Origin of the sequence: Motilibacter rhizosphaerae (genome assembly GCF_004216915.1) — a bacterium.
In the GTDB taxonomy this organism is placed as follows: Bacteria; Actinomycetota; Actinomycetes; order Motilibacterales; family Motilibacteraceae; genus Motilibacter; species Motilibacter rhizosphaerae.
Window position 1 is genome coordinate 353,516 of record NZ_SGXD01000001.1, and the last position, 22,443, is coordinate 375,958.

A 22,443-nucleotide genomic window follows, 5' to 3' on the forward strand; every position below is an offset into this window, starting at 1 on the left:
TGATGGCAGCCGCTGACATCGGGTGCTAGCGTCAGTGATGTCAGATGCTGCCATCACCTAGGAGAGACCCATGCGCGTCTTCGTCACCGGTGCCTCGGGCTGGATCGGGTCGGCCGTCGTCCCCGAGCTGCTCGCCGCGGGGCACGAGGTCCTCGGCCTCGCCCGGTCCGACGCCTCCGCGGAGGCCGTTGCGCGGGCGGGGGCCACCCCCCACCGCGGCAGCCTCGACGACCTCGAGTCGCTGCGCTCCGGCGCGGCCGCGAGCGACGGGGTCGTCCACCTCGGCTTCAAGCACGACTTCTCCGACATGGCCGGTGCCGGGCGCACCGAGCGCGCCGCCGTGGAGACCATGGCCGGCGAGCTGGAGGGCTCCGGGCGGCCGTTCCTCTTCGCCGCGGGCGTCGCCATGCTCGCCCCCGGCCGGATCGCCACGGAGGAGGACCCCACGCCGATGGTCGGCCCCGACGCCATGCGCGGTGGCGGCGAGGCGCTCGCGCTGTCGTACGCCGAGCGCGGCCTGCGCCCCGTGGCGCTGCGCTTCGCGCCCTCGGTCCACGGCACGCGGGACCACGGCTTCATCGCGACGCTCGTGGACGTCGCCCGGCGGCAGGGCCGCTCGGCCTGGGTCGGCGACGGCGCCAACCGCTGGGCGGCGGTGCACCGCACCGACGCCGCGCGGCTCGTCCGGCTCGCGCTCGAGCGCGAGGACGCCGGCCCCGTCGTGCACGCCGTGGCCGAGGAGGCGATCCCCACCCGCGAGATCGCCGAGGCGATCGGCAAGGCGGTGGGCGTGCCCTCGGGTCCCGTGACCCTGCCGGAGGTCACCGACCACTTCGGCTGGATCGGCGCCTTCTTCGGCATGGACCTCGCCGCGTCCAGCCGGCTCACCCAGGAGCGGCTCGGCTGGACGCCCACCGGGCCCGGGCTGCTCGACGACCTCGCGGCCGGCGCTTACACCTCGGCCTGAGACGCCGACGGGCCCGGCTCCGTGGAGGAGCCGGGCCCGACGGGTGCGAGCAGCTACTTGATGGGGCTAGCCCCGTCCCACTTGACGTTCCTGATGGCGTCCCAGCCGTAGCCGTTCCCGCCGCCGGTGTACTTGAAGTACAGCCCGCCCATCTGGAACGTGACCGTCTCGTCGAGCCCACCGCTGCCGGCCGTGATCCGCTGCTCCGCGACAGCGACCAGGCCCATGGTCACGACCAGCTGCACGTCGGTCGTGCCCGGCGCGTAGACCTCGAGCGTGCCCGACTGCCAGGGCGTGCCCGCGGCCTCGGCGGCGAAGGTGCCCGGCACGGTGCTCTCGGCCGGCAGCGTCAGCACGATCGGGCCGAGCTTGACCTTGCCGGCGCCTGCACCCGTGCTCTGCGACCCGAGGTTGAGGGTCTGGAGGCTGTCGAGGTCCACCGCGTGGACAGGGATCTTGACGCCGTCGAGGTTCCCGCCGCCGGCGTTGGCGCTCGAGTGGAGCGTCAGGGTGCCGACGACGGTCTGCGCGGGGGTCGTGGGCCCCGTCGCGGGGACCGTCACCACCGCGCCGGGTGCGCCCGAGGGACCCGCCGGGCCCGAGGGGCCTGCCGGACCGGACGGGCCCGCAGGGCCGGAGGGGCCGGGAGCGCCGTCCGCACCGGGAGCGCCGGAGGCGCCGGGAGAGCCCGAGGGGCCGGGGTCGCCCTTGGGTCCGGTGACGTTCCACTGCGTCCGCGTCTCGTTGCTCTGGCAGGCCGTCGCCGCGTCGACGATGCGGACATCGCCCTTGCTCGTCTTGACGCAGGCGTAGATCACCGAGGACGAGGAGCCGGTGTCGGCGTGCGCGACGAGCGCGCCGCTGACCGCGAGGACGCCGACGCTCACGAGGGCGACGGCGCCCCGGCGTACGGGGCGGGACGAGGGGAGAAGGGGCATCAGGACCTCCACGGCCGCTGGCGCTGCGAGCCGCCGTGGCCCGCGCCGAGCGGCACGCTAGCCCCGCACGCATCCTGACGTGGGCGAACTGCCCGATCTCCCCCCGACGGGGAGGGCTAGCTGCCCTGGCCCATGCTCCACTGCGCCCACAGCGTCGTGCGCAGCCGGCGCGGCTGCTCGAGCGCGGTGACGATCTGGAAGGCGACGTCCTCGGGACGGAGGTACGCCGCGAGCGCCGGGTCGCCCTCGGTGCGCCCGGCCCCGATCGCGAACTCCGTCTCGACGCCCGCCGGGCAGATCGCGGAGACGCGGATGCCGTCCTCGCGCAGCTCGCGGTCGAGCGAGCCGGCCAGCCCGACCTGGGCGAACTTGGTGCCGGCGTAGACCGCCTCGTCCGCACCGCCGCGCAGGCCCGCGACGCTGCTCACGATGACGACGTCGCCGCCGTCGCCCTGGCGGCGGAAGTGCGGGACCGCGGCGCGGACCGACCACACCGTGCCGGAGAAGTTGACCTCGATCATCCGGGTGAGGTCGTCGTCGCTCGAGTCCTCGATGCCGCCGTACATCCCGATGCCGGCGTTGGCGACGATCGAGTCGATCCGGCCGAAGCGGTCGACGGCGGCCTGGACGAAGGCGCGGTTCTGCTCGGGGTCGCGCACCTCGAGGCTGACGGCCAGCGCGCGGTCGGCGCCGATCTCCTCGACGAGCGCGTCCAGCCGCTCGGTGCGCCGGGCGCCGAGCACGACGTTCGCGCCGGCCTCCCCGAGCAGGCGGGCGGCGGCGGCGCCGATCCCGGCACTGGCGCCGGTGACGGCGACGACGGTCCCGGCCAGGCTGCGCTTCTCCGCGGGCATGTGGTCCTCCTCGACGAGCTGCACGGTCGGCACAGCGTACGGAGAGCGCTCCCGCTCCCCGGACGGGGGCACCCGCCGCCGCTCGGGGGTGCCCGCTGCGCCCTCCCCCTCCGTGAACAGGGGCACCCAGTGGCGCTCGGGGTGCCACTGGGTGCCCCCGTTCACATCCGCGGGCGCCGCCCACAGGCTGCGCTCAGGTACGCCGCGCATGCTGGACCCGGGCATATCGGGAGGACGGGCAGTGGCAGGGATGATCCGCGCACGACGAGCAGGGTCCGCGGCCGTGGCGACGGCGGTGCTCGCCGTGCTGGTGCCGGCGGGCAGCGCGGGGGCGGCGACGCAGACCGTGCGCACGGCGGCGGCCGCGGTCCGGCCCGCCGTCGTCGACATCACGACCACGCTCGCCGGCGGCCAGGGCAGCGCCGCGGGCACCGGCATGGTGCTGAGCTCGTCCGGGCTGGTGCTGACCAACAACCATGTCATCGAGGGCGCGGCGACGATCAAGGCGCGCGACGTCGGCAACGGGCGGACCTACACCGCGACCGTCGTCGGCTACGACCGCACCGACGACGTGGCGGTGCTGCGGCTCACCGGCGCGAGCGGGCTGCGCACCATGCGGTTCTCCCGCACACCCGCGCGCCTCGGTCAGACCGTCGTCGCCGTGGGCAACGCGTACGGCCGGGGCGGGACCCCCGTCGCGGTCTCCGGCCGGGTCACCGCGCTGGGCCGCACCATCACCGCGAGCGACGAGGGGGTCGAGGAGGTGCTGCGCGGGGTCGTGCAGACCGACGCCGCGATCGTCCCCGGCGACTCGGGCGGCCCCCTCGTCAACCTCGCCGGGCAGGTGCTGGGCATGGACACCGCCGGCGGCAAGGGCCCCTCGGGCTCCGCGGGTTTCGCGGTCCCGATCGCGCGGGCCATGCTGATCGAGGCGCAGATCGTCGCGGGCCGCTCGTCCGCCACCGTGCACGTCGGCCCGAGCGCGATGCTCGGCATCGGTGTGGTCGACGGCCGCCGGTCGGGCGCGCTCGTCCAGCAGGTCACCAAGGGCGGACCTGCTGCTGCTGCGGGCATCTCCGTCGGTGACACCGTCACGTGGGTCGCCGGCCACGCGGTCTCCGGCGTCGGCGCACTGGGGCGCATCATGTCCACGTTGTCGCCCGGGACGTCCGTGTCGGTGCGCTGGGTGGATGCCCACGGCAGCAGTCACTCCGCCCGTGCGACGCTCGCGGTGGGGGCTCCGCAGTAGGTCGAGACCTCGGTCACAAAGCCTTCCCCGCTGGCTGCTCTGCTGCCACGGTGACCACGGCAGCGACGCCGGAGTCGCTGCGGGGAAGGGGTTCCACGTGGTGCAGCGCGTCGCCGTCATCGGGGGCACCGGCCTGCTCGGCCGCCTCGTCGTGGCCGAGCTCGACCGACGGGGTACGCCGGCCGTCCCGGTCTCCCGCGCGACCGGCGCGGACCTCCTGACGGGCCGCGGTCTCGATGCCGCGCTCGAGGGGTGCGACGCCGTGGTCGACGCCAGCAGCACCGGAGCGACGCGGAGGTCGAGCGCCGTGCGGTTCTTCGACACCGCCGCCGACCACCTGCTCGCAGCGGAGCAGCGCGCCGGCGTCGCGCACCACGTCCTCGTCACGATCGTGGGCGCCGACCGCGTCCCCTTCGGCTACTACCAGGGCAAGCAGCAGCAGGAGAGGCGCGCGCTCAGGGGGCCCGTACCGGCCACCGTGCTGCGCACGACGCAGTGGCACGAGTTCGCCCAGCAGCTGCTGGACCGCACGCCCGGCCCGCTCGCCCTCGTGCCGCGGATGCGGGTGCAGCCCGTCGCCGCCGCGGAAGTCGCTGCACGCGTGGTGGATCTCCTCGAGGCGCGCCCTTCGGCCGAGGTGCCGGACCTCGCCGGGCCGGAGGTGCACGAGCTCCCCCACCTGGCGCGCCGACTGCTCGCGACTCGTGGCAGCCGCCGCCGCGTCGTCCCGGTCCGACTGCCGGGCGCGGTCGGCCGCGGCTTCGCCGGCGGCGGCCTGCTGCCAGGGCCGGAGGCGGAGCTCGGACGCGCGACCTTCCAGGAGTGGCTGGCAGCGCGCGAGTCCTAGGGGGAGCGCTCAGCGCGCGAGTGCCCCCGGGCAGGCGCGCGCGAGCAGCTGGAGGTAGGCCATCGTCACGCCGCCGTCGCCACCCAGCGGCGCCGGACCGGAGACCGGACCGTCACCGAGGCGGCCGAACAGCTGCAGCGGCTCGGTCTGCAGCGAGGTGCCGGAGAGCTGAGCGCCCTTGCAGCTCGGGATGCTCAGCACGACGGTGACGGGCTCGCCGTCGGGGTTGCTGCCGAGCGTCGCGGGGAGCCCGCGCAGGACGCGTACCTCGAGCCAGGGCTGCGCAGGCTCGAGCTTCGTCACGGTCACCCGTGACCCCCCGTCGGTCCCGCCTTGCAGGCGCAGCACCATCTTCTGCGACCGGGGACCCTCCGGAGTGCTGACCCCGCTGCCGAACTCGTTGATGTAGGCCTGCGAGAACTCGTCCACGTCACAGGTCAGCGGCTGCAGGAGGGGCTCGAGCCCGGTCACGGCGAAGTCGTGCCACGGCTTGAGGACCAGCTCGTGCAGCGCCCCGTCGGGCGTGCGCGCCTGCACGTGCAGGGTTGCCGTCGCCCAGCTGTCGGCGGTCGGGTCGACGCTCGTCGGCCGGCCGTAGAGCGGGGTGCCCTGCCCGGTGCAGCCGCGGGTGACCCGGCCGTTGCCCGTCCAGCCCGCGTCCGGGTCGACGCGCTCCTCTGCCGAGGAGGTGAGCGGGATCGCCGCGGCTCCGGCCGGCACGACCGCCACTGACTCGAGCTGGACCGGCAGCGGGCCGCGGTTGTGCAGGGTCGCGGTCAGCGTCGCGTCGCGCGGGCTGTTGCCGAGGTCGGCGCGCACCTCGAGCACGCCGAGGTCGAGCACGCCCAGCCGGTCCCGGCGCTCGGCGCTGCTGTGCGCGGACGACGCGCCGTAGGCGGCGGTGCCGAGACCCGCGGCGAAGGCGAGGACGACCGCCGCGGCCGTCCGCACCCGCCTCCCCCGCGGCGCGCCCTCGCGCGCAGGGCGCTCGCGGACCTCCGCCGGCTCAGGGTCGAGCGACTCGACCACCGGCCCAGCCGGGCTCCCCGCGGGCGTGCCGTCGAGGAGTTCCACGCCGTTCACTGTAGGCGCGCGGACCCCGTCCGGGCAGTGCTGCGCCGGGCCCGGAGGGTGGTGACGAGCAGCTGCGCCCCGAGGCAGGCCCCGACGCCCTCGCCCGCGCGCAGGCGCAGGTCGAGCAGCGGCTCGAGCCCGAGCCGGGCGAGCACCGCGGCGTGGGCCTGCTCGCGGCTGCGCTGGCCGGCGACGAGCGCCGCGGCGACGGCTGGCTCGTCCTCGACGGCCAGCAGGGCGGCCACCCCGGTCGCGAGGCCGTCGAGCACGACGAGGCCCCCGGCCCCCGCGGCGCCCGTCACCACGCCGCAGAGCAGGGCGATCTCGGGGCCGCCGAGCGCGGCGAGCAGGCCGCGGGTCCCGGCCGCCGGACGGGACGCGTACCGGTCGAGGGCCGTGGCGACGACCTCGCGCTTGCGCTCGACGATCCCCGTGTCCGACCCCGAGCCCTGGCCCACCGCCTGCTCCGGGGGGAGGCCGAGCAGCGCCGCCGCCAGCGCCGCCGCGGGGGTCGTGTTGCCGATGCCGACCTCGCCGAGCGCGACGAGTCCCAGCCCGGCGAGGCGCGCTCCGAGCTCGCGCCCGTGCGCGAGCAGCCGGTCGACCTCGTCCGGCTCCAGCGGGTCGCTGCTGAGCAGGTCGCCGGTGGCCGTACCCGCGTCGACGACCTCCACGGACAGGCCCGCCGCGCGCGCAGTGGCCGGTCCGAGCGCCACGCCCTCGCGGGCTGCGGCGAGCACGTCGTCCCCCACCTGCGGCTCGTACGCGGTGACGCCCAGCGCCGCCACCGGGTGCCGTCCCACGGCGAGGAGCAGCGTGCCGCTCGGCCCGTCCTGCGGCGGTGCCCAGCCGAGCGCCGTCGCCCGGTCGGCCGCCCGCTCGAGGACCCCGAGCGCGCCGGGCGCCGCCAGCAGGTCGTCCGCGGAGTCCCGCGCCGCCACGACCGCCTCCTGGTCCGGCGCGCGGAGGCGCGACCGGGGTGCGGCGGGAGCGTCCCCGCCGGGCCAGCGTCCGCGGACGACGACGTCGGACAGCGGCAGTCGCGCCGACCAGGCGGCGCGCTCGAGCCCGGGGGCGGGCGGCCGCTCGTCCGGCCAGCCGAGGCAGAGCCACCCGAGCGTCACCACGCCCTCGGGCAGCCCCACGAGCCCGGCCAGGTCGTGCGGCCCGAACAGCGTCACCCAGCCGAGGCCCAGCCCCTCGGCCCGGGCCGCGAGCCAGAGGTTCTCGATCGCGCAGGCGCACGACCAGAGGTCGGCGTCGGGGAAGGTCGCGCGGCCGAGCACGCCGGCCGCCGGCGCGCGGCGGTCGCAGGCCACGACCACGCCGAGCGGCGCCTCGCGCACCCCCTCGAGCTGCAGGTCCAGCAGCCGCCGCCCGGACTCCTCGTCGAGCTGCGCGGCCTGCGCCAGCCGCTCGCGGTCGGCCAGCACCGCGGCCCGCTCGCGCACGGCCGGGTCGTCGACGACGACGAAGCGCCAGGGCTGCGAGTGGCCCACCGAGGGGGCGGCGTGCCCGGCGGCGAGGACCCGCTCCAGCACCTCGTCCGGCACCGGGTCCGGCCGGAAGCGCCGCACGTCGCGCCGGGCGCCGAGCACCGCGTAGAACGCCGCCCGCTGCTCGTCGGGGAACCGCCAGCCCGCCGGGTCGGCCGCCCGCTCCCGCGCGCTGGTCGCATCCCCCACGAGGGGTACGGGCCGGGACCAGGTCACCGCGCCACAGTAGGCGCCGCCGCCCACCCGCGGACGGGGTGCCGGTTCGGGCACGATGGGCCCTGACGTGCCGGGGTGCGACGGAGCACCGGCGGCGAGCGAGGGGGAGCGTCATGCCGGTGGGGGCGGTCGGGGTGGGCGAGGGCGTGTTCCGCGAGCTGGTCGAGACGGCCCCGATGGCGGTCGCCGTGCACGTCGACGGCCGCGTCGTCTACGCGAACCGCGCGGCGGAGGACTCCCTGGGCGTGCCGCAGGGCGGCGCTGTGGGCCTGGCGGTCCTCGACCTCGTGCACCCCGACCACCGGGCGGTCGTGCTGCACCGCACCGCCACCCTGCTCGCCGGCCAGCCGCTGCCCGGCTCGGTCGAGATCGCCCTCGTCCGGCCCGACGGCCAGGTGATCCAGATCGAGGCGGTCTCCTCGACCGTCGAGGTCGACGGCGTCCTCGGCATCGCGGTCATGGCGTGCGACGTCACCGAGCGCGCCCGCCGCGAGGCCCACCTCGCGCACCTCGCCACGCACGACGGCCTCACCGGGCTGCCCAACCGCCTCCTGCTGCTCGACCGGCTGGAGCAGGCCCTCGGACGCACCGGCCGCGGCGGGTCCGCGGTCCTCGTGCTCTTCGTCGACCTCGACGGCTTCAAGCAGGTCAACGACGTGCACGGGCACGCGGTCGGCGACGCGCTGCTGCGGGCGGTGGCGGCGCGGCTGCGCGCCAGCGTGCGCGGCATGGACACCGTGGCCCGGCTGTCCGGGGACGAGTTCGTCGTCGTCGCCGAGCTCGAGAGCGTCGAGCTCGCGGCGCCGCTGCGCGCGAGGCTGGACGAGGAGCTCACCCGCGCGTACGACGTCGACGGGATCGCGGTCCGCGTCGGCGCGAGCATCGGCGAGCACCTGCTCGAGGCGCCGGTCGACGCCGAGCAGGCCCTGGTCGAGGCCGACCGCCGGATGTACGCCGCGAAGCACGGCGCCGAGCCCGCCGCCTGACCGCCCGCCGCAGCGCGTCCCCGGCTGGCCCGCTGCGTGGCACGATGCATCCCCGCTCCCGCCGCACCCCTCGTGGAGGACGTCCCGTGGCCACCACCCGCTCCCACCGCGCCCGCGCCTGGGCCGCCCCCCTGGCGGCCGCGCTGGCCCTCACGGGCCTCGCCCTCCCGGTGCGCAGCGCCTCCGCCGACACGGCCACGATCCGGAGCGTCCGGGTCCTGGAGATGTCGAGGAGCGACGACCTGGAGCCGGGTGACATCAAGCTCACGCTGGCCGCGGACACCGTCGACCCCGGCTCCGACATCACCGGCTTCGTGCAGCAGGGGACCACCCCACCTGCCTGGGGCCAGGGCACGAAGGCCGACGGCGGGGGCTACGCGTTCATCTCCTGGAAGTCGCTCCAGCCGGGTCGGGCGTGGGCGTTCAGCGTCTGGGCCACGGACTCCAGCGGGCAGCCCGTCGGCGGCCCGTCGACGCTCGTGCTCGGAGCGACCCACCTCGCCAGCGGGCTCCACGTGGTCCCCGTCAGGAGCAAGGGGCGCCACCAGCAGATCCGGATCAGCGGCACCGTGGTGGACGCGAGCGGGGCGCCGGTCGCGGGCTACCACGTCGAGGTCACGCCGACCTACGGCGGCCAGCCCGGCACCGTGCTGCTCACGGACGGCACCGGCGGCTTCTCGACGGTACGGACGACGAGCACCGGCGAGAGCTGGACGGCGCAGGTGCCGCGGATCGAGACCGGGGACTTCCGCGACCAGGACGCCGTCCTCGGCACTCCCGCCGACCTCACGCACATCCCTCCTGCCTACCCCGTGTGGACGCCGCGGGTCGCCCCGACGTTCTCGGAGGTCGACGGCAGCGACCTCGTCGGGCACCCGGGGAGGCGGGCGCACCTCGCGGTCACCACGGCTCCGCTGCTGCCGCGCGACACCGCCACGATCTACGCCCCGGCGGGCCGTGGGTGGAAGCGGCTGGAGACCGCGCACGTCGACCGGTCGGGGGTCCTGCGCTTCTCCGTGGTCCCGCACGGGCCGCTGAAGAAGGCCGAGTGCTTCCGCATCGTCACGCGGGCGACCTCGACCGCGCTCGCCGGCGACGGGCGGGCCTGCCTGCTGCTGCTCTGAGCCGCGCTCACCGCGCCGCGCCGACGGCCACGCGGTAGCGGTCGCGGCCGGCCTCCTTGGCGTCGTAGAGCGCCCGGTCCGCGGCCGCGACCGTGCGCCGCGGCTCCGCGCCCCCGGCGTGCACCGCGACGCCGGCGGAGAACGTCGCCAGCGGGTCCGTCGCGCGCCACGCCGCGCGGAGCGCCGCGAGCAGGTCCTCGGCCGCCGCTGCCGTGCCACGCCCGGGGAGGACGAGGGCGAACTCCTCCCCGCCGTACCGCACGACCTCGTCGCCCGGGCGCACGAGCCGCCGCAGGACGTCGGCGAACGCCTGCAGCACGACGTCCCCCGCGGCGTGGCCGTGGACGTCGTTGACGCGCTTGAAGTGGTCGAGGTCGCAGAGCACGACGAGGTCACCCTCCGCCAGGGCCGCGAGCCGCTCGTCGAGCACGGCGCGGTTGCCGAGCCCGGTCAGCGGGTCCGTACGCGCCTGCTGGGCGAGCTCCTCGAGCGCCCGGACGCGGACGAGCGCCCGGCCGACCTCGATGGCCAGCAGGTCGAGCGCGCGGAGGGCGCTGCGGCCGGCCACCCAGCCCGCGGGCCCGACGACGACGAGCGCCCCGAGGACGGCCCCGTCCTCCCCGGGCACCGGGACGGCGAGCGCGTACGTGGAGTCGGCGAGCTCGCGCGAGGTCCGCTTGCCAGCGGCCACGGCCTCCGCGGCGAGCGGCGACCACCCCCTCGGGAGCGACGGGGCCTGAGGGAGGGGCACGAGGAGCAGCGCCCCCGACTCGGCGCGGGCCAGCCGGGCGGCCGCGCTGCGGGTGACGGCGAGCACCTCCTCCACGGAGTCCGCCTGCCCGAGCCGGCTGACGACGCCGAGCAGCTCGCGGGTCGCCTCCAGCGTGCGCACCTCGTTGCGCCGGGAGAGGGCGAGCATCTCGCCGGCGGCCGTCCCGAGGGTGGTGATCGTGACGAGGTACGGCGCGAAGCGCACCGGCTGCGCCCCCAGCAGCGTGAGGCTCGACAGCGACACCACGACCGGCCACTGGAGCAGCGAGGTGCCGGGCCGGAAGACCGACCCCATGAAGATCGTCAGCATCGGGAGGAACAGCGCGTAGAAGTCGAGCGCCCCGTCGACGTAGCCGCCGAGGAGCAGGATCATCCCCAGCGCCGCGGCCGGGACCGCCAGCAGCGCCGTGCGCGGCCACCGCTCCCAGGGCAGCGCGCCGCAGAGCAGGCCGGTCCCGACGGAGAGCAGCACGCACGTGACGCCGACGGGTCGGCTCAGGTCAGGCGGCATCCACGGCAGCAGGATCCCGCCGAGCAGGCCGGAGGAGACGAACAGCACGCGGGCGAGGCGCCCCGCACGCCGGCGCTCGTCCTCGTCGTCGGGGGACGCGGCAGCCCGGCGCAGCAGCGCGAGGACGCGGGAGCCGCTGAGCACGCCTCCCTGTCGGCGCGGACGCGGCGCGGCTGAGCGAGTCAGGCCCGCTCGGGCTCGATGTCCTCGGGGTAGCGGTTGGGGCCGGCCTCCGGGGGCCGCGGGCGGTCCTGCGGGTGCAGCCGGACGGCCACCAGCGCGACGTCGTCCTCCGCGCGCCCGGGCACCAGCCTCGCCAGCACCTGGTCGCAGAGCCCGTCGAGGTCCAGGTCCTGTGCCGCGAGCTCGGCGAGCACCTCCTGCAGCCGCGAGAGCCCGTCGTCGAGGGACTGGCCGCGCCGCTCCACGAGCCCGTCGGTGTAGAGCAGCACGGTGGCTCCACGCTCCACGGTCACGACGTGCTCGCCGCGCGGGCTCCCGCTGTCGATGCCGAGGAGGAGGTCGGGGTCCCCGTCCTCGAGCACGAGCACGCTCCGGTCGGGGAGGACGACCATGGGCGGCGGGTGGCCGGCGTTGGACCAGCGCAGCCGCGAGACGCCCTCCTCGCGCTCCTCCGGCGTCTGCTCGACGCGCGCGACCACGGCGGTGGCGGTGACCTCGAGCGCCAGCGTGCGCATGGCGGCGTCGACGTCGGCGAGCACCCCGGCCGGGCCGGCGCCGGTGGTGACGGCGATCGCCCGCAGGACCGTACGGACCTGGCCCATCGCCGCCGCGGCCGCGGTGTCGTGCCCGATGACGTCGCCGATGACGAGCACCGTGCTGCCGTGGCGCTGGAAGAAGGCGTCGTACCAGTCGCCGCCCACCTGCGCGGCCTCCGCCGCCGGCAGGTAGCGGACGATGACCTGGACGTGGTCGGGCTCCGGGGGCTCGGTCAGCAGGGAGCGCTGCAGGGCCTCGGCCAGGTCGCGCTGCTGGCGGTAGAGCCGGCCGCTGTCGAGCGCGAGCCCCGCCCTCCCGGCGAGCTCGCGCAGCGTGTCGAGGTCCTCCTCGTCCAGGGGACCGCGGTCCGGGCCGTTGAACAGGCTGAGCAGCCCCACGGTGCGCCCGCGCCCGCGCAGCGGCAGGACCACGAACGACTCGGGGGCGAGCTCGGCCGCGAGCTCCTGGGCCGGGCCCGGCAGGAGCACCCGCTGCAGCGCCGCCGTGCCGTCGCGGCGCACGAGCGCGGGTCCACCGGTCCGCAGCACGCGGCGGACGTAGGCGTCGTCGGTGAAGGCGGTGAGCCTGGCACCGGCGTACCGGCGGAGCACCGGCAGCCGCTCGGGGTCGACGTGCGCCAGCCCCACGTCGCGCAGCCCGCGCGGGCTCGGGGCGCGCTCGTCGTCGTCGACGAGCGAGACGATGCACCAGTCGCCGAGCACCGGCACCACGAGCTCGGCCAGCCGGGCCACGGCCTCGTCGGCGTCGTGCGTGCTGGTGAGCGCCGACGTCGTCTCGGCCAGCAGGTGCGCCCGCTCCGCTGCCCGCCGCGCCTGGTCCTGCGCGGCGCGCCGGGCGGTGATGTCGAGGAAGTAGACCGAGAGCCCGTCGGGGTCCGGCCAGGCCTGCACCTCGTACCAGGAGTCCAGCGGCGGCGGGTAGTACGCCTCGAACGTCGCCGGGCGCCCGCTCTCCACCGCCCCGCGGTAGCGCTCCTCGAACTCCGAGCCCACGGCGTACGGGAACAGCTCCCACACCACGCCGCCGAGCATGGCCTCGCGCGTCATGCCGAGCAGCCGCTCGGCATGGCCGTTGACGTAGGCGAAGCGCCACTCGCGGTCGAGCAGGAAGAAGGCGGCGTTCATCGACTCGAGCACGCGGGCGACGCGGGCGTCGGCGTCGCGGGCGGCCGTGGTGTCGTACGCCGCGCCGACGACCCGCACCGCCGTGCCGCTGGCGTCGCAGAGCGCCCGGCCGCGCGCCGCCACCCAGCGGGTCCTGCCGCCGGGGAGGACCACGCGGTACTCGGCCGCGTAGTCGCCGCAGGTGGCGATCGCGCCCTGCAGCGCCGCGGTCACCCGCGCGAGGTCGTCGGGGTGGAGCGTGGCGTTGAAGGCCTCGATGGTGCCGCCGAAGGTCGCGCGGTCGAGCCCGAACAGCTCGAGCAACCGGTCGTCCCAGGTCAGCGCGCCGGTCCGCAGGTCCCAGTCGAAGGTCCCGACCCCCGCGGCGTCGACGGCGAGCTCGAAGGCGACCCGGTCGGCGGCCTGCTCGGGGACAGCCGTCCCTGGTGCGCCGTGCGCCATCGAACCTCCTGCTGCCGGACCGTCGCCGCCAGTGTCCCGCACGACGGCTCCTGCCTGCGTCGGGTGCTCAGCCGCGGGGCGGCAGGCGCAGCCCGGTCAGCCCGCCGTCGACGACGAGCTCGGTGCCCGTCGTCGAGCCGGCCGCCGGCGAGGCGAGGTACGCGACCGCCGCCGCCACCTCGTCGGCGGAGACCAGCCGGCCGTGCGGCTGGCGCGCCACGAGCGCGGCCCGGGCCGCGACGGGGTCCTCGGCACCGGCGAGCAGCCGCCCCACCCAGGGGGTGTCGGCGGTGCCGGGGCTGACCGCGTTGACGCGGATGCCCTCGGCCAGCAGGTCGGCGGCCATGGCGAGGGTGAGCGAGCGCACCGCCCCCTTGCTCGCGGAGTAGAGGGCGCGCTGCGGCAGCCCGACGGTCGCCGCGATCGAGCACGTGGTGACGATCGCCGCCGCTGGTGAGCGGCGCAGCGCCGGGAGGGCGGCACGGACGACGCGCACGACGCCCAGCACGTTGGTGTCGAGGACGGCGTGCCACTCGTCGTCGGGGTTGTCCTCGACGCCGCCCTGCGCGCCGACCCCGGCGTTGCAGACGAGGACGTCCAGGCCGCCGAGCCCCTCGACCGCAGCCGCGACCGCCGCGCGGACCTGCGCGTCGTCGGCGAGGTCGGCGCGGACCCAGCCCAGGCCGGCGGGTCCCGTCCCGGCGCGGTCGAGCACCGTGACCTGCGTGCCCGCCGCCTGCAGCGTGCGCGCGACCGCCAGCCCGATCCCGGAGGCGCCGCCGGTGACGAGAGCGCGCCGCGCGGGCGCGCCGGAGGGGATCGGAGGTGCCGCGCTGCCCGTCACGGGCCCGAGCGTAGTCAGACCGGCGCGTACGCCTGCAGGATCGCGGCGATCTCGGCCGCGCCGCGCTCGAGCACGGCGAGCTCGGTGGGCGTGTACGCGTGGGGCTCGTCGTGCTGCACGCAGTGAGCGCCCACGACGCGGCCCTCGAAGACGAGCGGGACGCCGGCGTACGCCGCGAGGCCGATCTCGTGGAGCAGCGGGTTGTCGCCGTGGACGGGGTGCGCGGCGGCGTCCTCCACGACGTACGGGCCGGCCTCCTGGACGGTCCACGGGCACATGGCGAGCTCGGCCGGCACCGGCTCGTCGTCCTCGTCGACGCCCATCGTGCCGACGACCATGACGGCCGCGTCGAGCACGAGCGTGACGAGGGAGACCGGGGCGTCGAGGGCGAACGCCGTGCGCTCGGCGACCGCGTCGAGCTGCTCGCGCAGCGGCCCCACCTGGGCCAGCGCGACGCCGACGGCGCGCAGCCGCGCCGGGTCGCCGAGGACCTCCTCGACCGAGGCCGGGAGGCCCTTCACCACGGTCCCGTCAGCAGCACCCATGTCCTACGCCCTCCGGTGGAGCAGCGGCCCGGACGGCTCCGGCCGCCGCAGCGGTCCGGCGCCCCCGCGCCCGTACGACGGCACGATCGGCAACGACCGTTGCCTGCATGAGGGGTACGGGCCGGTGTGCGGCCAGGACGACCCCTTCGGCCCAGCGCCTCACGCGAGGCGTACGGCCTCGACCAGCGTCACCACGACGAGCACCGCGCAGACGACCGCGCCCGCGCGCCGGACGGTGGAGAGCCTCAGCCGGGCGAGCAGCGCCTTGCCGAGCAGCGCGCCCAGCCCGGCCACGACGAGCAGGGCGGCCCAGGCACCGACGAACACCGAGACCGGGTCGTCGTAGCGCGCCGCGAGCCCGGCGGTGAACAGCTGGGACAGGTCGCCCCACTCAGCGACGAAGATGACGAGGAAGCAGGCGACGACGGCGCGCAGGCCACGGCCCCCGCCGGTGACCTTGGCCGCGATCTCCTCCTCGGTCTCGGCCTCCTCCTCGTCGGCCGCGGCCGCGCCCCGCCAGAGCAGCACCCCGCCGACCGCGAACAGCAGGGCGGCGGCCAGCGCCACGGGGAGCTCCGGCAGCCGGGCCAGCAGGCCGCCGGCCGTCACCGCGATGAGGCACTGCACCCCGAAGGCGAGTCCGACGCCGAGCCACGCCGTCAGCGGCCGGTAGCGCGTCGAGAGCACCAGCGTCGCGATGAACGTCTTGTCGGGCAGCTCGAGCAGGAGCAGCGGGAGGAAGGCCGTCGCGACGACGGCGAGGTCGAGTCCGAGCAGGTGCACCGGCCCTAGTGTGCCGGGCTCCGGCCGCTCCTCCTGACGCTGCCGCTCAGGAGAGCGCGGTGGTGAGCAGCTCCACGACCCGCGCCTCGACCGCGGGGCTCCAGGCCTGCAGCGCGTACGCCACCGGCCAGATGTCACCGTCGTCGAGGTGCGCGCTGTCCTGGAAGCCGAGCGTCGAGTAGCGGTAGCCGAACTTGCCGGAGTCCTGGAAGAACACGACGGCCTTGCCGTCCTCGCCGGCGTAGGCGGGCATGCCGTACCACGTCTTGGGCGTGAGCTGCGGCGCCGTCGTCGTCACCGTCACGTGCACCCGCTCGGCGAGCTCGCGGTCGCCGTCCGCCATCTTCGCGATCGCGTCGAGCACCGCCTGCAGCCCGTCGGCCTTCTTCGCGCCCTTCTTGCCCTCGGCGCGCAGCTCCTCGGCGCGCTCCTTCATCGCCGCGCGCTCCGCCGCGCTGAAGCCGTCGGCCCGGGTCGTCGTCATGCTCGCTCCTCCGTCGTCGGCCGACCGCGGTGGTCGGTCTCCGAGCAGGCTAGGACCGACTGCGGCGCCGCGGCTTCTCCGATCCTGACCAGCTCACTCGACGCGCACGACCAGCAGCGCGACGTCGTCCTCGCGCCCCGGCAGCTGGTCGAGCAGGTGCGCCGCCAGCGCGGAGGGCTCCGCAGGCCCGGCCGCGACGAGCGCGCGCAGCCGGGCCAGGCCGTCGTCGAGGTGCTCGCCCCGCCGCTCGACCAGCCCGTCGGTGTAGGCGACGAGCGTCGAGCCGGCCGGCAGCGTGCGGCACGCCGTGGTCCGCGGGGCGTCGCGGACGCCGAGCATCACCCCGCCGCCGCCGTCGAGCTGCTCGACGCTGCCGTCGGGGAGCCGGACGACGAGCGGCGGGTGGCCGGCGCTGCTCCAGCAGACCGCCCACGGCGCACCGGGCTCGTCCGGCCTCGCCAGCGTCGCGTACGCAGCGGTGGCGAGCGTGCCGATGCCGAGCCCGGCGAGCAGCCGGTCGACCCGCTCGAGCACGACACCGGGAGCTGCGCCGGCGCGCCGGCGCTCCCCCTCGGCGCGGGCGCGGTAGCTCGTGTCCCAGGCGCAGGCGCGGAGCAGGCCGCGCAGGTGGCCCATCGCCCCGGCCGCGAGGGTGTCGTGCCCGACGACGTCGCCGATCGCCAGACCCGTGCTGCCGTCCGGGAGCGGGACGAGCTCGTAGAAGTCGCCACCGACGTCGGCGGCGCTGTCACTCGGCTGGTACGCCGCGGCCGCCGTGATCCCCGGCACGGCCGGCAGCTCGGGCAGCAGGCTGCGCTGGAGCACCTCGGCGATCCGGTGCTGGGCGGTGTAGAGCAGCGCGTTGTCGAGGGCGAGCCCGGCGCGCGCCCCGAGGTCGACGGCGATCTGCAGGTCGCGCTCGCTGAAGGCGGGGCGATCGGCGCCGCGGAACAGCCCGAGGGCGCCGACGATGTGGTGGCGACCGGGCAGGGGGACGTACATCGCGGAGCGGGCGCCGAGCCGCTCGGTCATGTCGAGGACGTAGGACGGGGCCCAGGCCGTGCGCTGGGCCCGGCGCGAGCGACCGTCGTAGTCGGCGTAACGGCGCGGCCCCCCACCGGTGAGCAGCCCGGCGAACAGCGTGCTGTAGCTCGTCGTGCCGAGCACCTCGGCCTCGTAGCGCCGGAGGAACGCCGGGTCCGCGTCGGGGTGGCGGGCGAGGACCCGGTCCATCGTCCCGGGCCGCTCGCTGGTGACGAGCAGCGCCCAGTCCGCGAGCGCCGGCACCACGAGGTCGGCGAGCCGGTCGACCGTCTCCCCCACCTCGAGCGAGGCGGTGAGCCGCTCGCCCGCGGTGGAGAGCAGCTCGACCTGCGCCTCCGCCGACGCCGCGTCCTCGCGGGCGACGCGCTCGGCGGAGACGGCCTGGTCGCGCTCGCGTCCCGCCTGCTCGGCCTGCACGAGCGCGGTGACGTCGGTCTGCACCGCGGCGTACCAGGCCAGCTCGCCGTGCGTGCCGTAGACGGGCGTGACGCCGAGGCGGTTCCAGAACCCGGTGCCGTCCTTGCGGTAGTTGAGCAGGGTCACCGTGGTGTCGCGCCCGGCGGTGATCGCCTCGCGCACCTGGCGCCGGCTCCGCGGGTCGGTGTGCGGGCCCTGCAGGAAGCGGCAGTTGCGCCCGACGACCTCCTCGGCGGCGTAGCCGGTGACGACGGTGAACCCCGGGCTCACCCAGACCAGCGGCGCGTCGGGCTTGCGCGCGTCCGCCAGGCAGAAGGCGGTGCCGGTGGCGAGGACCGGTGCGTGCTGCACCTCGACGCTGTCCGCGCGCCCGGGCTGGTGGGCCGAGCGCGCGGGCAGCGGGAGCAGGACGAGCAGGACGCCGACGGGCACGGGCATCGCGATCATCCAGTGCGGCCGCCGGGCCGCGCCGACGAGGACCTCCTGCACGGGCACCACGGACGCGGAGACGACCCGGTCGAGCAGCGGCGTCGGGGAGAGCGGCACGGGTTCGCGCAGCTCCGCCGCCGCCGCCCAGAGCCGCAGCGGCGCGGGCAGGGCGGTCTCGGGGGCGAGCCGGCCGGCCGGCGCGTTCGCCGCGACGACCGCGTCGGTGGCGGGGTCGACGACGAGGACGGCGGGCAGGTCCGGGGCAGCGACGGACAGGTCGAGCACGGGCCACCTCCGCCCCGCGCCGAGCTGCACGGACCGCCAGCGTACGGCGCCGTACCGCACCGGTGTGCCGCTGGTGCTGCTACGACGCGATCGGGTAGGACGTGGGCGTGTCCCCACGCAACCGCGAGCTCCGGTACTGCGGCCGGCACGGCCATGTGACGTACGCGCCGGCCGAGCCCGCCCTCGCCGCCCGCCTCCACGCCGACACCCCGCTGGGCGAGGCGTGGCGGTGCCTGCGCTGCGGCGACTTCGCCCTGGGCGCGCCCGCCGGGTCGGGCCCGGCGTCCGAGGCCCCCGTCCCCGCCCGCGGCAAGGCCCTGCGCCAGCTCGTCATCCTGCGCGTGCTGGCGGTCGAGCGCATCGTGCGCGGGCTGGTGCTCGTCGCCGCGGCGTACGGCATCCACCGCTTCGCGAGCGCCCAGCGCGCCCTGCGCGACTCGTTCGGCCACCTGCTGCCGGCGGCCCGCCCGCTTGCCGACCGGCTCGGCGTCGACCTGGACCAGAACACGCTGGTCAAGGAGGCGACCAAGGCGCTGCACGCCGGCCAGGGCACGCTCAACCTCGTCGCGCTCGGCGTCCTGCTCTACGGCCTGCTCGAGGGCACCGAGGGCGTCGGGCTGTGGCTCGCGAAGCGCTGGGGCGAGTACCTCACGGTCGTCGGCACGGCGGCGTTCCTGCCGCTGGAGGTGCACGAGCTGACGAAGTCCGTGACGGCGACGAAGGTCGTGACGTTCCTCATCAACGTCGCCGCCGTGGTCTACCTCGTCTGGGCCAAGCGCCTGTTCGGCGTGCGCGGCGGCACCGGCGCGTACGAGCAGGAGCTGCGCGGCCAGAGCCTGCTCGAGGTCGAGGCGTCGGCCGGCGAGGGCGGCGGGCTCGGATCCGGCCGGGACGTCGGCATGTCCGACCGGCAGCCCACGTCGGCGGAGGCGCCGCACGCCTAGCCGACGGGCAGCGGGATCTCCGACCGCACGAGCCACCCCTCGGGCGTGGGGCCGGCGCGGAGCGTCCCGCCGAGCTCGGCCGAGCGCTCGCGCATGGACGAGACCCCGACGCCCGGGCTCCAGCCCGTCGGGGCGGCGCCGGTGTCCGCGACCTCGACGAGCAGGCGCCCGCCGTCGCACGACATCCGCACGGTCGCCGCATCCGTGCCGCTGTGCCGCGCGGTGTTGTCGAGGGCTCCCGCCACGATGCGGTACGCCGCGACCTCCCACGCCGCCGGCAGCTCGGGCAGCCCCGGCACCTCGAACTCCACGCGGAGCGGGCGGTCGTCCGCCGTCCGCAGCGTCGCGGCGTGCTGGCGCAGCGCGCGGAGCAGACCGAGCTCGTCGAGCGCCGGCGGCCGCATGCCGTAGACCAGCCGGCGCACCTCGCCGATCGCCGCGACCGCTTCGGCGCGCACCGTGCCGAGCAGGGCGTCCGCGCCCGCGGGGTCGTGGTGCAGCGTGTTGCGGGCGGCGTCGGCGGTGAACGCGATGCCCGAGAGCCGGGGGCCCAGCTCGTCGTGGAGGTCGCGGCGCAGCCGGCGGCGCTCCTCCTCGACCGCCTGCACCGTGGCCTCGCGCGAGGAGCGGACGGCCGCGGCCTCCTGCTGCGCGCGCAGGGTCTGGGCGAGCAGCGGGGCGACGAGGTGGAGGACGTCCTCCTCCGCGGGGTGCATCCGCAGGTCGCCCGGGCGCAGGCCGACGAGCAGCTCCCCGCGCCGCCCGTCGCGCAGCGGCAGGGGCAGGGCGCGCTGCGTCGTCGGGGGCTCCCCCGACGCGGCGACGACCTGCCCGTCGACGGCCACCGCGGCGTACGGCAGCACGAGGGACTCGCGCACGGCGGCCAGGGCGGAGGCGGGGTCGTCCCCGAGGCTGTCGACCATGCGCGTCGCCGCCCGGAGCGGGTCCGGCCGCTGCCCGAAGAGCACGGCGTCGAGGACCTCGCGCAGGACGCGCCGCGCGGGAGCGACGCCGAACGCGCAGAGCGCCGCGAGCAGGGCGGTCGCGCCGGGCGTCGCGGGCCTCCCGCTGCCCAGCTCGACCAGGGAGGTGGCGGACTCGAGCAGCGCGACGTACACCGCCACGGTCGTCACGGCCACCGTCGTCGCCACCACCAGCCCGCGCACGTCGAGCACCTGCGGGCGCCCGGCTCCGGCCCACAGGCACCAGGGCAGCAGCGCCAGGACGAGGCAGAGCACGACCCACCCCGCGGTCACCGGGGCGACGAAGGTGACGACGCCGAGGACCAGCGTGGCGACGCTGACCGGCAGGGCCATCCAGAGCAGCGTCGAGCGGGCCGGGCCGCTGCTGCGCTCGAGCCGCCACCAGGTGTGCAGCGCGAGGACGAGGGCGCTCGCACCGCACACCGCGCCCCGCCACCAGCCGAGCACTTCGCCCGTCGCCCACCTGCCGCTCAGCAGCAGGACGAGCGGCGCCGCGGTCGTGAGCAGGGCCGCCAGCCGGTCCTCGGGTCGGCGGGCGGGGAGCTCGGGGTACGCGACGAGCGCTGCCGCCGCGACGACACCGGTGAGCTCGAGCAGGAGCGCAGCGCCGCCGGTGGCGACCGCGCCGAGGAGCGCCGCGCCGCTCAGCGCGAGCAGCACTCCCGCGGGGAGGGGGCCGCCCAGCCGGGCGAGCGCCGCTCCGCCGCCGACCGCCGACGCGCCGGTGACGGCCATCGCCACGAGCACCCACGCCGTCACCTCAGCCGCCCAGCCCCTCCTGCCGCGCGCGGATGATCGCGCCCGCCCGGTCGGTGACCTGCAGCTTGCCGAAGATGCTCGTCATGTGGTTGCTCACCGTCTTCGGTGACAGCGCGAGCCGCTCGGCGATGGCCGCCGTCCGCAGCCCGGTGGCGAGCAGCTCGAGCACCGCCCGCTCGCGCTCGGTGAGCTCGGGGAACGCGGCCGGGGCCGCGGGGCGCTCGGCGAGCTGGGCGAGCACGCGGGACGCGACGCCCTGGCCGAACACCGCCTGGCCGGCGGCGACGGCGCGGATGCCGGCGAGGAGCTCCTCCTGGCCGACGTCCTTGAGCAGGTAGCCGCGGGCGCCGGCCTGCAGGGCGGTGAGGACGGTGGCGTCGTCCTCGTACATCGTCAGCACGAGCACGGCGGTGTCGGGGACGCGGGCGCGGATCAGCCGCGTCGCCTCCACGCCGTCGAGCCCCGGCATCCGCACGTCCATGAGCACGACGTCAGGACGCAGCAGCTGGGCTTCGCGCACAGCCGCCTGCCCGTCGGCCGCCTCGCCCACGACCTCCAGGCCGTCGAGGGTCTCGACGAGGGCGCGCAGGCCGGCGCGGACGACCGGGTGGTCGTCGGCCAGCAGGAGTCGCAGCGCCACGCTGCCATCGTCGGGCACCATCGCCTCGACGGGACCGGGAATCCCTTCCCTGCTGCCCGGGAAGCCGCCGGGAGGAGTCGGGGAGCGCGCCCCTGCCCTCCCCGGTGCCGGTCGCCGCACTCTCGGAGTGCGGCGCAGGTGGCGCCGCGGTTGAGGAGGAGGCACAGCATGACGACCAGCAGCACCGTTCCCGTCACGAGCCGGCAGGGGGCGGGCTACGTGCTCGGCATCCTCGTCGGGCTCGCCAACATCCCCGGCGCCTTCATCCCGGCCGGCGACGACGGCGCCGGTCCCCCGGTCGCCGTGCTCGTCGTGTCCCTCGTGCTCGGGGTGCTGACCGTCGCCCTGCTGGCCCTGGCCTGGCGCACCCGCAGCCGGGGCGCGCTGCGGGCCAGCGCCGTGCTGCTCGTCATCAACGTCATCACCTCGCTGCCGGCGTTCTTCGTCAGCGGCGTCCAGGCGTGGGTGCGGCTGGTGGCCGGGCTGTTCGTCCTCGCCTCGGTCGCGGCGCTCGTCCTGCTCTTCTCGCCGGACGGCCGGGGGGACCGCGTACCCGCGTGAGCTAGGCGCTGCGCAGCAGGCAGAACTCGTTGCCCTCGGGGTCGGCGAGCAGGAACCACCCACCGCCGTCGGGCCGGCTCAGGTCGGCGACCACGGTCGCCCCGAGCCCGAGCAGCCGCTCCAGCTCCTCGTCGCGTGAGCCCTGCGCCGGGCGGAGGTCGAGGTGGAGCCTGTTCTTCACCTGCTTGACGTCCGGCACCTGCTTGAACAGCAGCCGGCGCCGGCCGTCGGCGGACGCGATCAGGCACTCCTCGTGGCCGGGCTCGTTCGGGTCGTCGGGGTCAGCCCGGTAGTCGAGGACCGAGCCCCACCACGAGGACAGGGCGTACGCGTCGGTGCAGTCGACGACGAGGTGCGCGACGAGGGCGGTCATGGCGCGATCCTGG

At 76.6% G+C, this 22,443-nt stretch carries 21 protein-coding genes; 7 read left to right on the forward strand and 14 right to left on the reverse strand.

Annotated features, from left to right (window positions below):
• Positions 1-70: 70 nt before the first annotated feature.
• The gene (locus EV189_RS01635; protein WP_130491205.1) at positions 71-967 is read left to right on the forward strand and encodes an SDR family oxidoreductase; all 897 of its coding nucleotides are present in this window, start codon (positions 71-73) and stop codon (positions 965-967) included.
• A 53-nt stretch (positions 968-1,020) separates the two neighbouring features.
• Here EV189_RS01635 and EV189_RS01640 read toward each other — a convergent pair whose 3' ends face one another.
• Together EV189_RS01640 and EV189_RS01645 are read right to left on the reverse strand one after the other, a co-directional pair.
• A complete protein-coding gene (locus tag EV189_RS01640; protein WP_130491206.1) occupies positions 1,021-1,905 on the reverse strand; it encodes a collagen-like triple helix repeat-containing protein in 885 nt (294 codons plus the stop codon).
• Between the two features lie 116 nt (positions 1,906-2,021).
• A complete protein-coding gene (locus EV189_RS01645; protein ID WP_231115969.1) occupies positions 2,022-2,783 on the reverse strand; it encodes an SDR family oxidoreductase in 762 nt (253 codons plus the stop codon).
• A 259-nt stretch (positions 2,784-3,042) separates the two neighbouring features.
• On the opposite strand from EV189_RS01645, the gene EV189_RS01650 reads away from it, so the two are divergent.
• Together EV189_RS01650 and EV189_RS01655 are read left to right on the forward strand one after the other, a co-directional pair.
• Positions 3,043-4,008, forward strand: coding sequence for a S1C family serine protease (locus tag EV189_RS01650; RefSeq protein WP_165400072.1), 966 nt, complete (start codon positions 3,043-3,045; stop codon positions 4,006-4,008).
• Positions 4,009-4,105: 97 nt separating this feature from the next.
• Positions 4,106-4,855 carry an SDR family oxidoreductase gene (locus EV189_RS01655; protein WP_196788507.1) on the forward strand — a complete coding sequence of 250 codons (750 nt, stop codon included), beginning with the start codon at positions 4,106-4,108 and terminating at the stop codon, positions 4,853-4,855.
• Between the two features lie 9 nt (positions 4,856-4,864).
• On the opposite strand, the gene EV189_RS01660 is transcribed toward EV189_RS01655, so the two are convergent.
• Positions 4,865-5,929, reverse strand: coding sequence for a hypothetical protein (locus EV189_RS01660; protein ID WP_130491209.1), 1,065 nt, complete (start codon positions 5,927-5,929; stop codon positions 4,865-4,867).
• Between the two features lie 5 nt (positions 5,930-5,934).
• Entirely contained in the window at positions 5,935-7,641 is a 1,707-nt protein-coding gene (gene bluB / locus EV189_RS01665; RefSeq protein ID WP_130491210.1) for a 5,6-dimethylbenzimidazole synthase, read from the reverse strand.
• A gap of 113 nt (positions 7,642-7,754) precedes the next feature.
• Between bluB and EV189_RS01670 the strand changes: the two genes are divergently transcribed.
• Entirely contained in the window at positions 7,755-8,627 is an 873-nt protein-coding gene (locus tag EV189_RS01670) for a sensor domain-containing diguanylate cyclase (RefSeq protein WP_130491211.1), read from the forward strand.
• 86 nt (positions 8,628-8,713) lie between these two features.
• Positions 8,714-9,751, forward strand: a complete 1,038-nt coding sequence (locus tag EV189_RS01675) for a carboxypeptidase-like regulatory domain-containing protein (protein ID WP_130491212.1) — start codon at positions 8,714-8,716, stop codon at positions 9,749-9,751.
• Positions 9,752-9,758: 7 nt separating this feature from the next.
• Here EV189_RS01675 and EV189_RS01680 read toward each other — a convergent pair whose 3' ends face one another.
• The 7 genes from EV189_RS01680 to EV189_RS01710 form a co-directional block, all read right to left on the reverse strand.
• Positions 9,759-11,177 (reverse strand): GGDEF domain-containing protein, encoded by a 1,419-nt coding sequence (locus tag EV189_RS01680; protein ID WP_130491213.1) that lies wholly within the window; start codon positions 11,175-11,177, stop codon positions 9,759-9,761.
• A gap of 38 nt (positions 11,178-11,215) precedes the next feature.
• Positions 11,216-13,339, reverse strand: coding sequence for a SpoIIE family protein phosphatase (locus EV189_RS01685; protein WP_130491214.1), 2,124 nt, complete (start codon positions 13,337-13,339; stop codon positions 11,216-11,218).
• A 67-nt stretch (positions 13,340-13,406) separates the two neighbouring features.
• Positions 13,407-14,183 carry an SDR family NAD(P)-dependent oxidoreductase gene (locus EV189_RS01690; protein WP_130491215.1) on the reverse strand — a complete coding sequence of 259 codons (777 nt, stop codon included), beginning with the start codon at positions 14,181-14,183 and terminating at the stop codon, positions 13,407-13,409.
• A gap of 14 nt (positions 14,184-14,197) precedes the next feature.
• The gene (locus tag EV189_RS01695; RefSeq protein ID WP_130491216.1) at positions 14,198-14,728 is read right to left on the reverse strand and encodes a GAF domain-containing protein; all 531 of its coding nucleotides are present in this window, start codon (positions 14,726-14,728) and stop codon (positions 14,198-14,200) included.
• A 159-nt stretch (positions 14,729-14,887) separates the two neighbouring features.
• Positions 14,888-15,511, reverse strand: coding sequence for a TMEM165/GDT1 family protein (locus EV189_RS01700; protein WP_130491217.1), 624 nt, complete (start codon positions 15,509-15,511; stop codon positions 14,888-14,890).
• Between the two features lie 46 nt (positions 15,512-15,557).
• Entirely contained in the window at positions 15,558-15,995 is a 438-nt protein-coding gene (locus EV189_RS01705) for an iron chaperone (protein ID WP_130491218.1), read from the reverse strand.
• A gap of 93 nt (positions 15,996-16,088) precedes the next feature.
• Positions 16,089-18,200 carry a SpoIIE family protein phosphatase gene (locus tag EV189_RS01710; RefSeq protein WP_130491219.1) on the reverse strand — a complete coding sequence of 704 codons (2,112 nt, stop codon included), beginning with the start codon at positions 18,198-18,200 and terminating at the stop codon, positions 16,089-16,091.
• 77 nt (positions 18,201-18,277) lie between these two features.
• On the opposite strand from EV189_RS01710, the gene EV189_RS01715 reads away from it, so the two are divergent.
• Positions 18,278-19,114, forward strand: a complete 837-nt coding sequence (locus tag EV189_RS01715; protein WP_130491220.1) for a DUF2127 domain-containing protein — start codon at positions 18,278-18,280, stop codon at positions 19,112-19,114.
• Here the strand turns inward: EV189_RS01715 and EV189_RS01720 are convergent.
• A complete protein-coding gene (locus EV189_RS01720) occupies positions 19,111-20,856 on the reverse strand; it encodes a sensor histidine kinase (protein ID WP_130491221.1) in 1,746 nt (581 codons plus the stop codon). The genes EV189_RS01715 and EV189_RS01720 overlap by 4 nt on opposite strands.
• A gap of 1 nt (position 20,857) precedes the next feature.
• Positions 20,858-21,496 (reverse strand): response regulator transcription factor, encoded by a 639-nt coding sequence (locus tag EV189_RS01725; RefSeq protein ID WP_231115970.1) that lies wholly within the window; start codon positions 21,494-21,496, stop codon positions 20,858-20,860.
• Positions 21,497-21,664: 168 nt separating this feature from the next.
• Here EV189_RS01725 and EV189_RS01730 point away from each other — a divergent pair, with 168 nt between their 5' ends.
• The gene (locus tag EV189_RS01730) at positions 21,665-22,057 is read left to right on the forward strand and encodes a hypothetical protein (RefSeq protein WP_130491223.1); all 393 of its coding nucleotides are present in this window, start codon (positions 21,665-21,667) and stop codon (positions 22,055-22,057) included.
• Position 22,058: 1 nt separating this feature from the next.
• Here the strand turns inward: EV189_RS01730 and EV189_RS01735 are convergent, their stop codons facing one another.
• Positions 22,059-22,430, reverse strand: a complete 372-nt coding sequence (locus tag EV189_RS01735; protein ID WP_130491224.1) for a VOC family protein — start codon at positions 22,428-22,430, stop codon at positions 22,059-22,061.
• Positions 22,431-22,443: the final 13 nt, after the last annotated feature.

Coding starts and splice junctions, on each gene's coding strand:
- EV189_RS01635 (WP_130491205.1), top strand. CDS start 71: ATGCGCGTCTTCGTCACCGGTGCCTCGGGCTGGATCGGGTCGGCCGTC.
- EV189_RS01640 (WP_130491206.1), bottom strand. CDS start 1,905: ATGCCCCTTCTCCCCTCGTCCCGCCCCGTACGCCGGGGCGCCGTCGCC.
- EV189_RS01670 (WP_130491211.1), top strand. CDS start 7,755: ATGCCGGTGGGGGCGGTCGGGGTGGGCGAGGGCGTGTTCCGCGAGCTG.
- EV189_RS01685 (WP_130491214.1), bottom strand. CDS start 13,339: ATGGCGCACGGCGCACCAGGGACGGCTGTCCCCGAGCAGGCCGCCGAC.
- EV189_RS01695 (WP_130491216.1), bottom strand. CDS start 14,728: ATGGGTGCTGCTGACGGGACCGTGGTGAAGGGCCTCCCGGCCTCGGTC.
- EV189_RS01705 (WP_130491218.1), bottom strand. CDS start 15,995: ATGACGACGACCCGGGCCGACGGCTTCAGCGCGGCGGAGCGCGCGGCG.
- EV189_RS01730 (WP_130491223.1), top strand. CDS start 21,665: ATGACGACCAGCAGCACCGTTCCCGTCACGAGCCGGCAGGGGGCGGGC.
- EV189_RS01735 (WP_130491224.1), bottom strand. CDS start 22,430: ATGACCGCCCTCGTCGCGCACCTCGTCGTCGACTGCACCGACGCGTAC.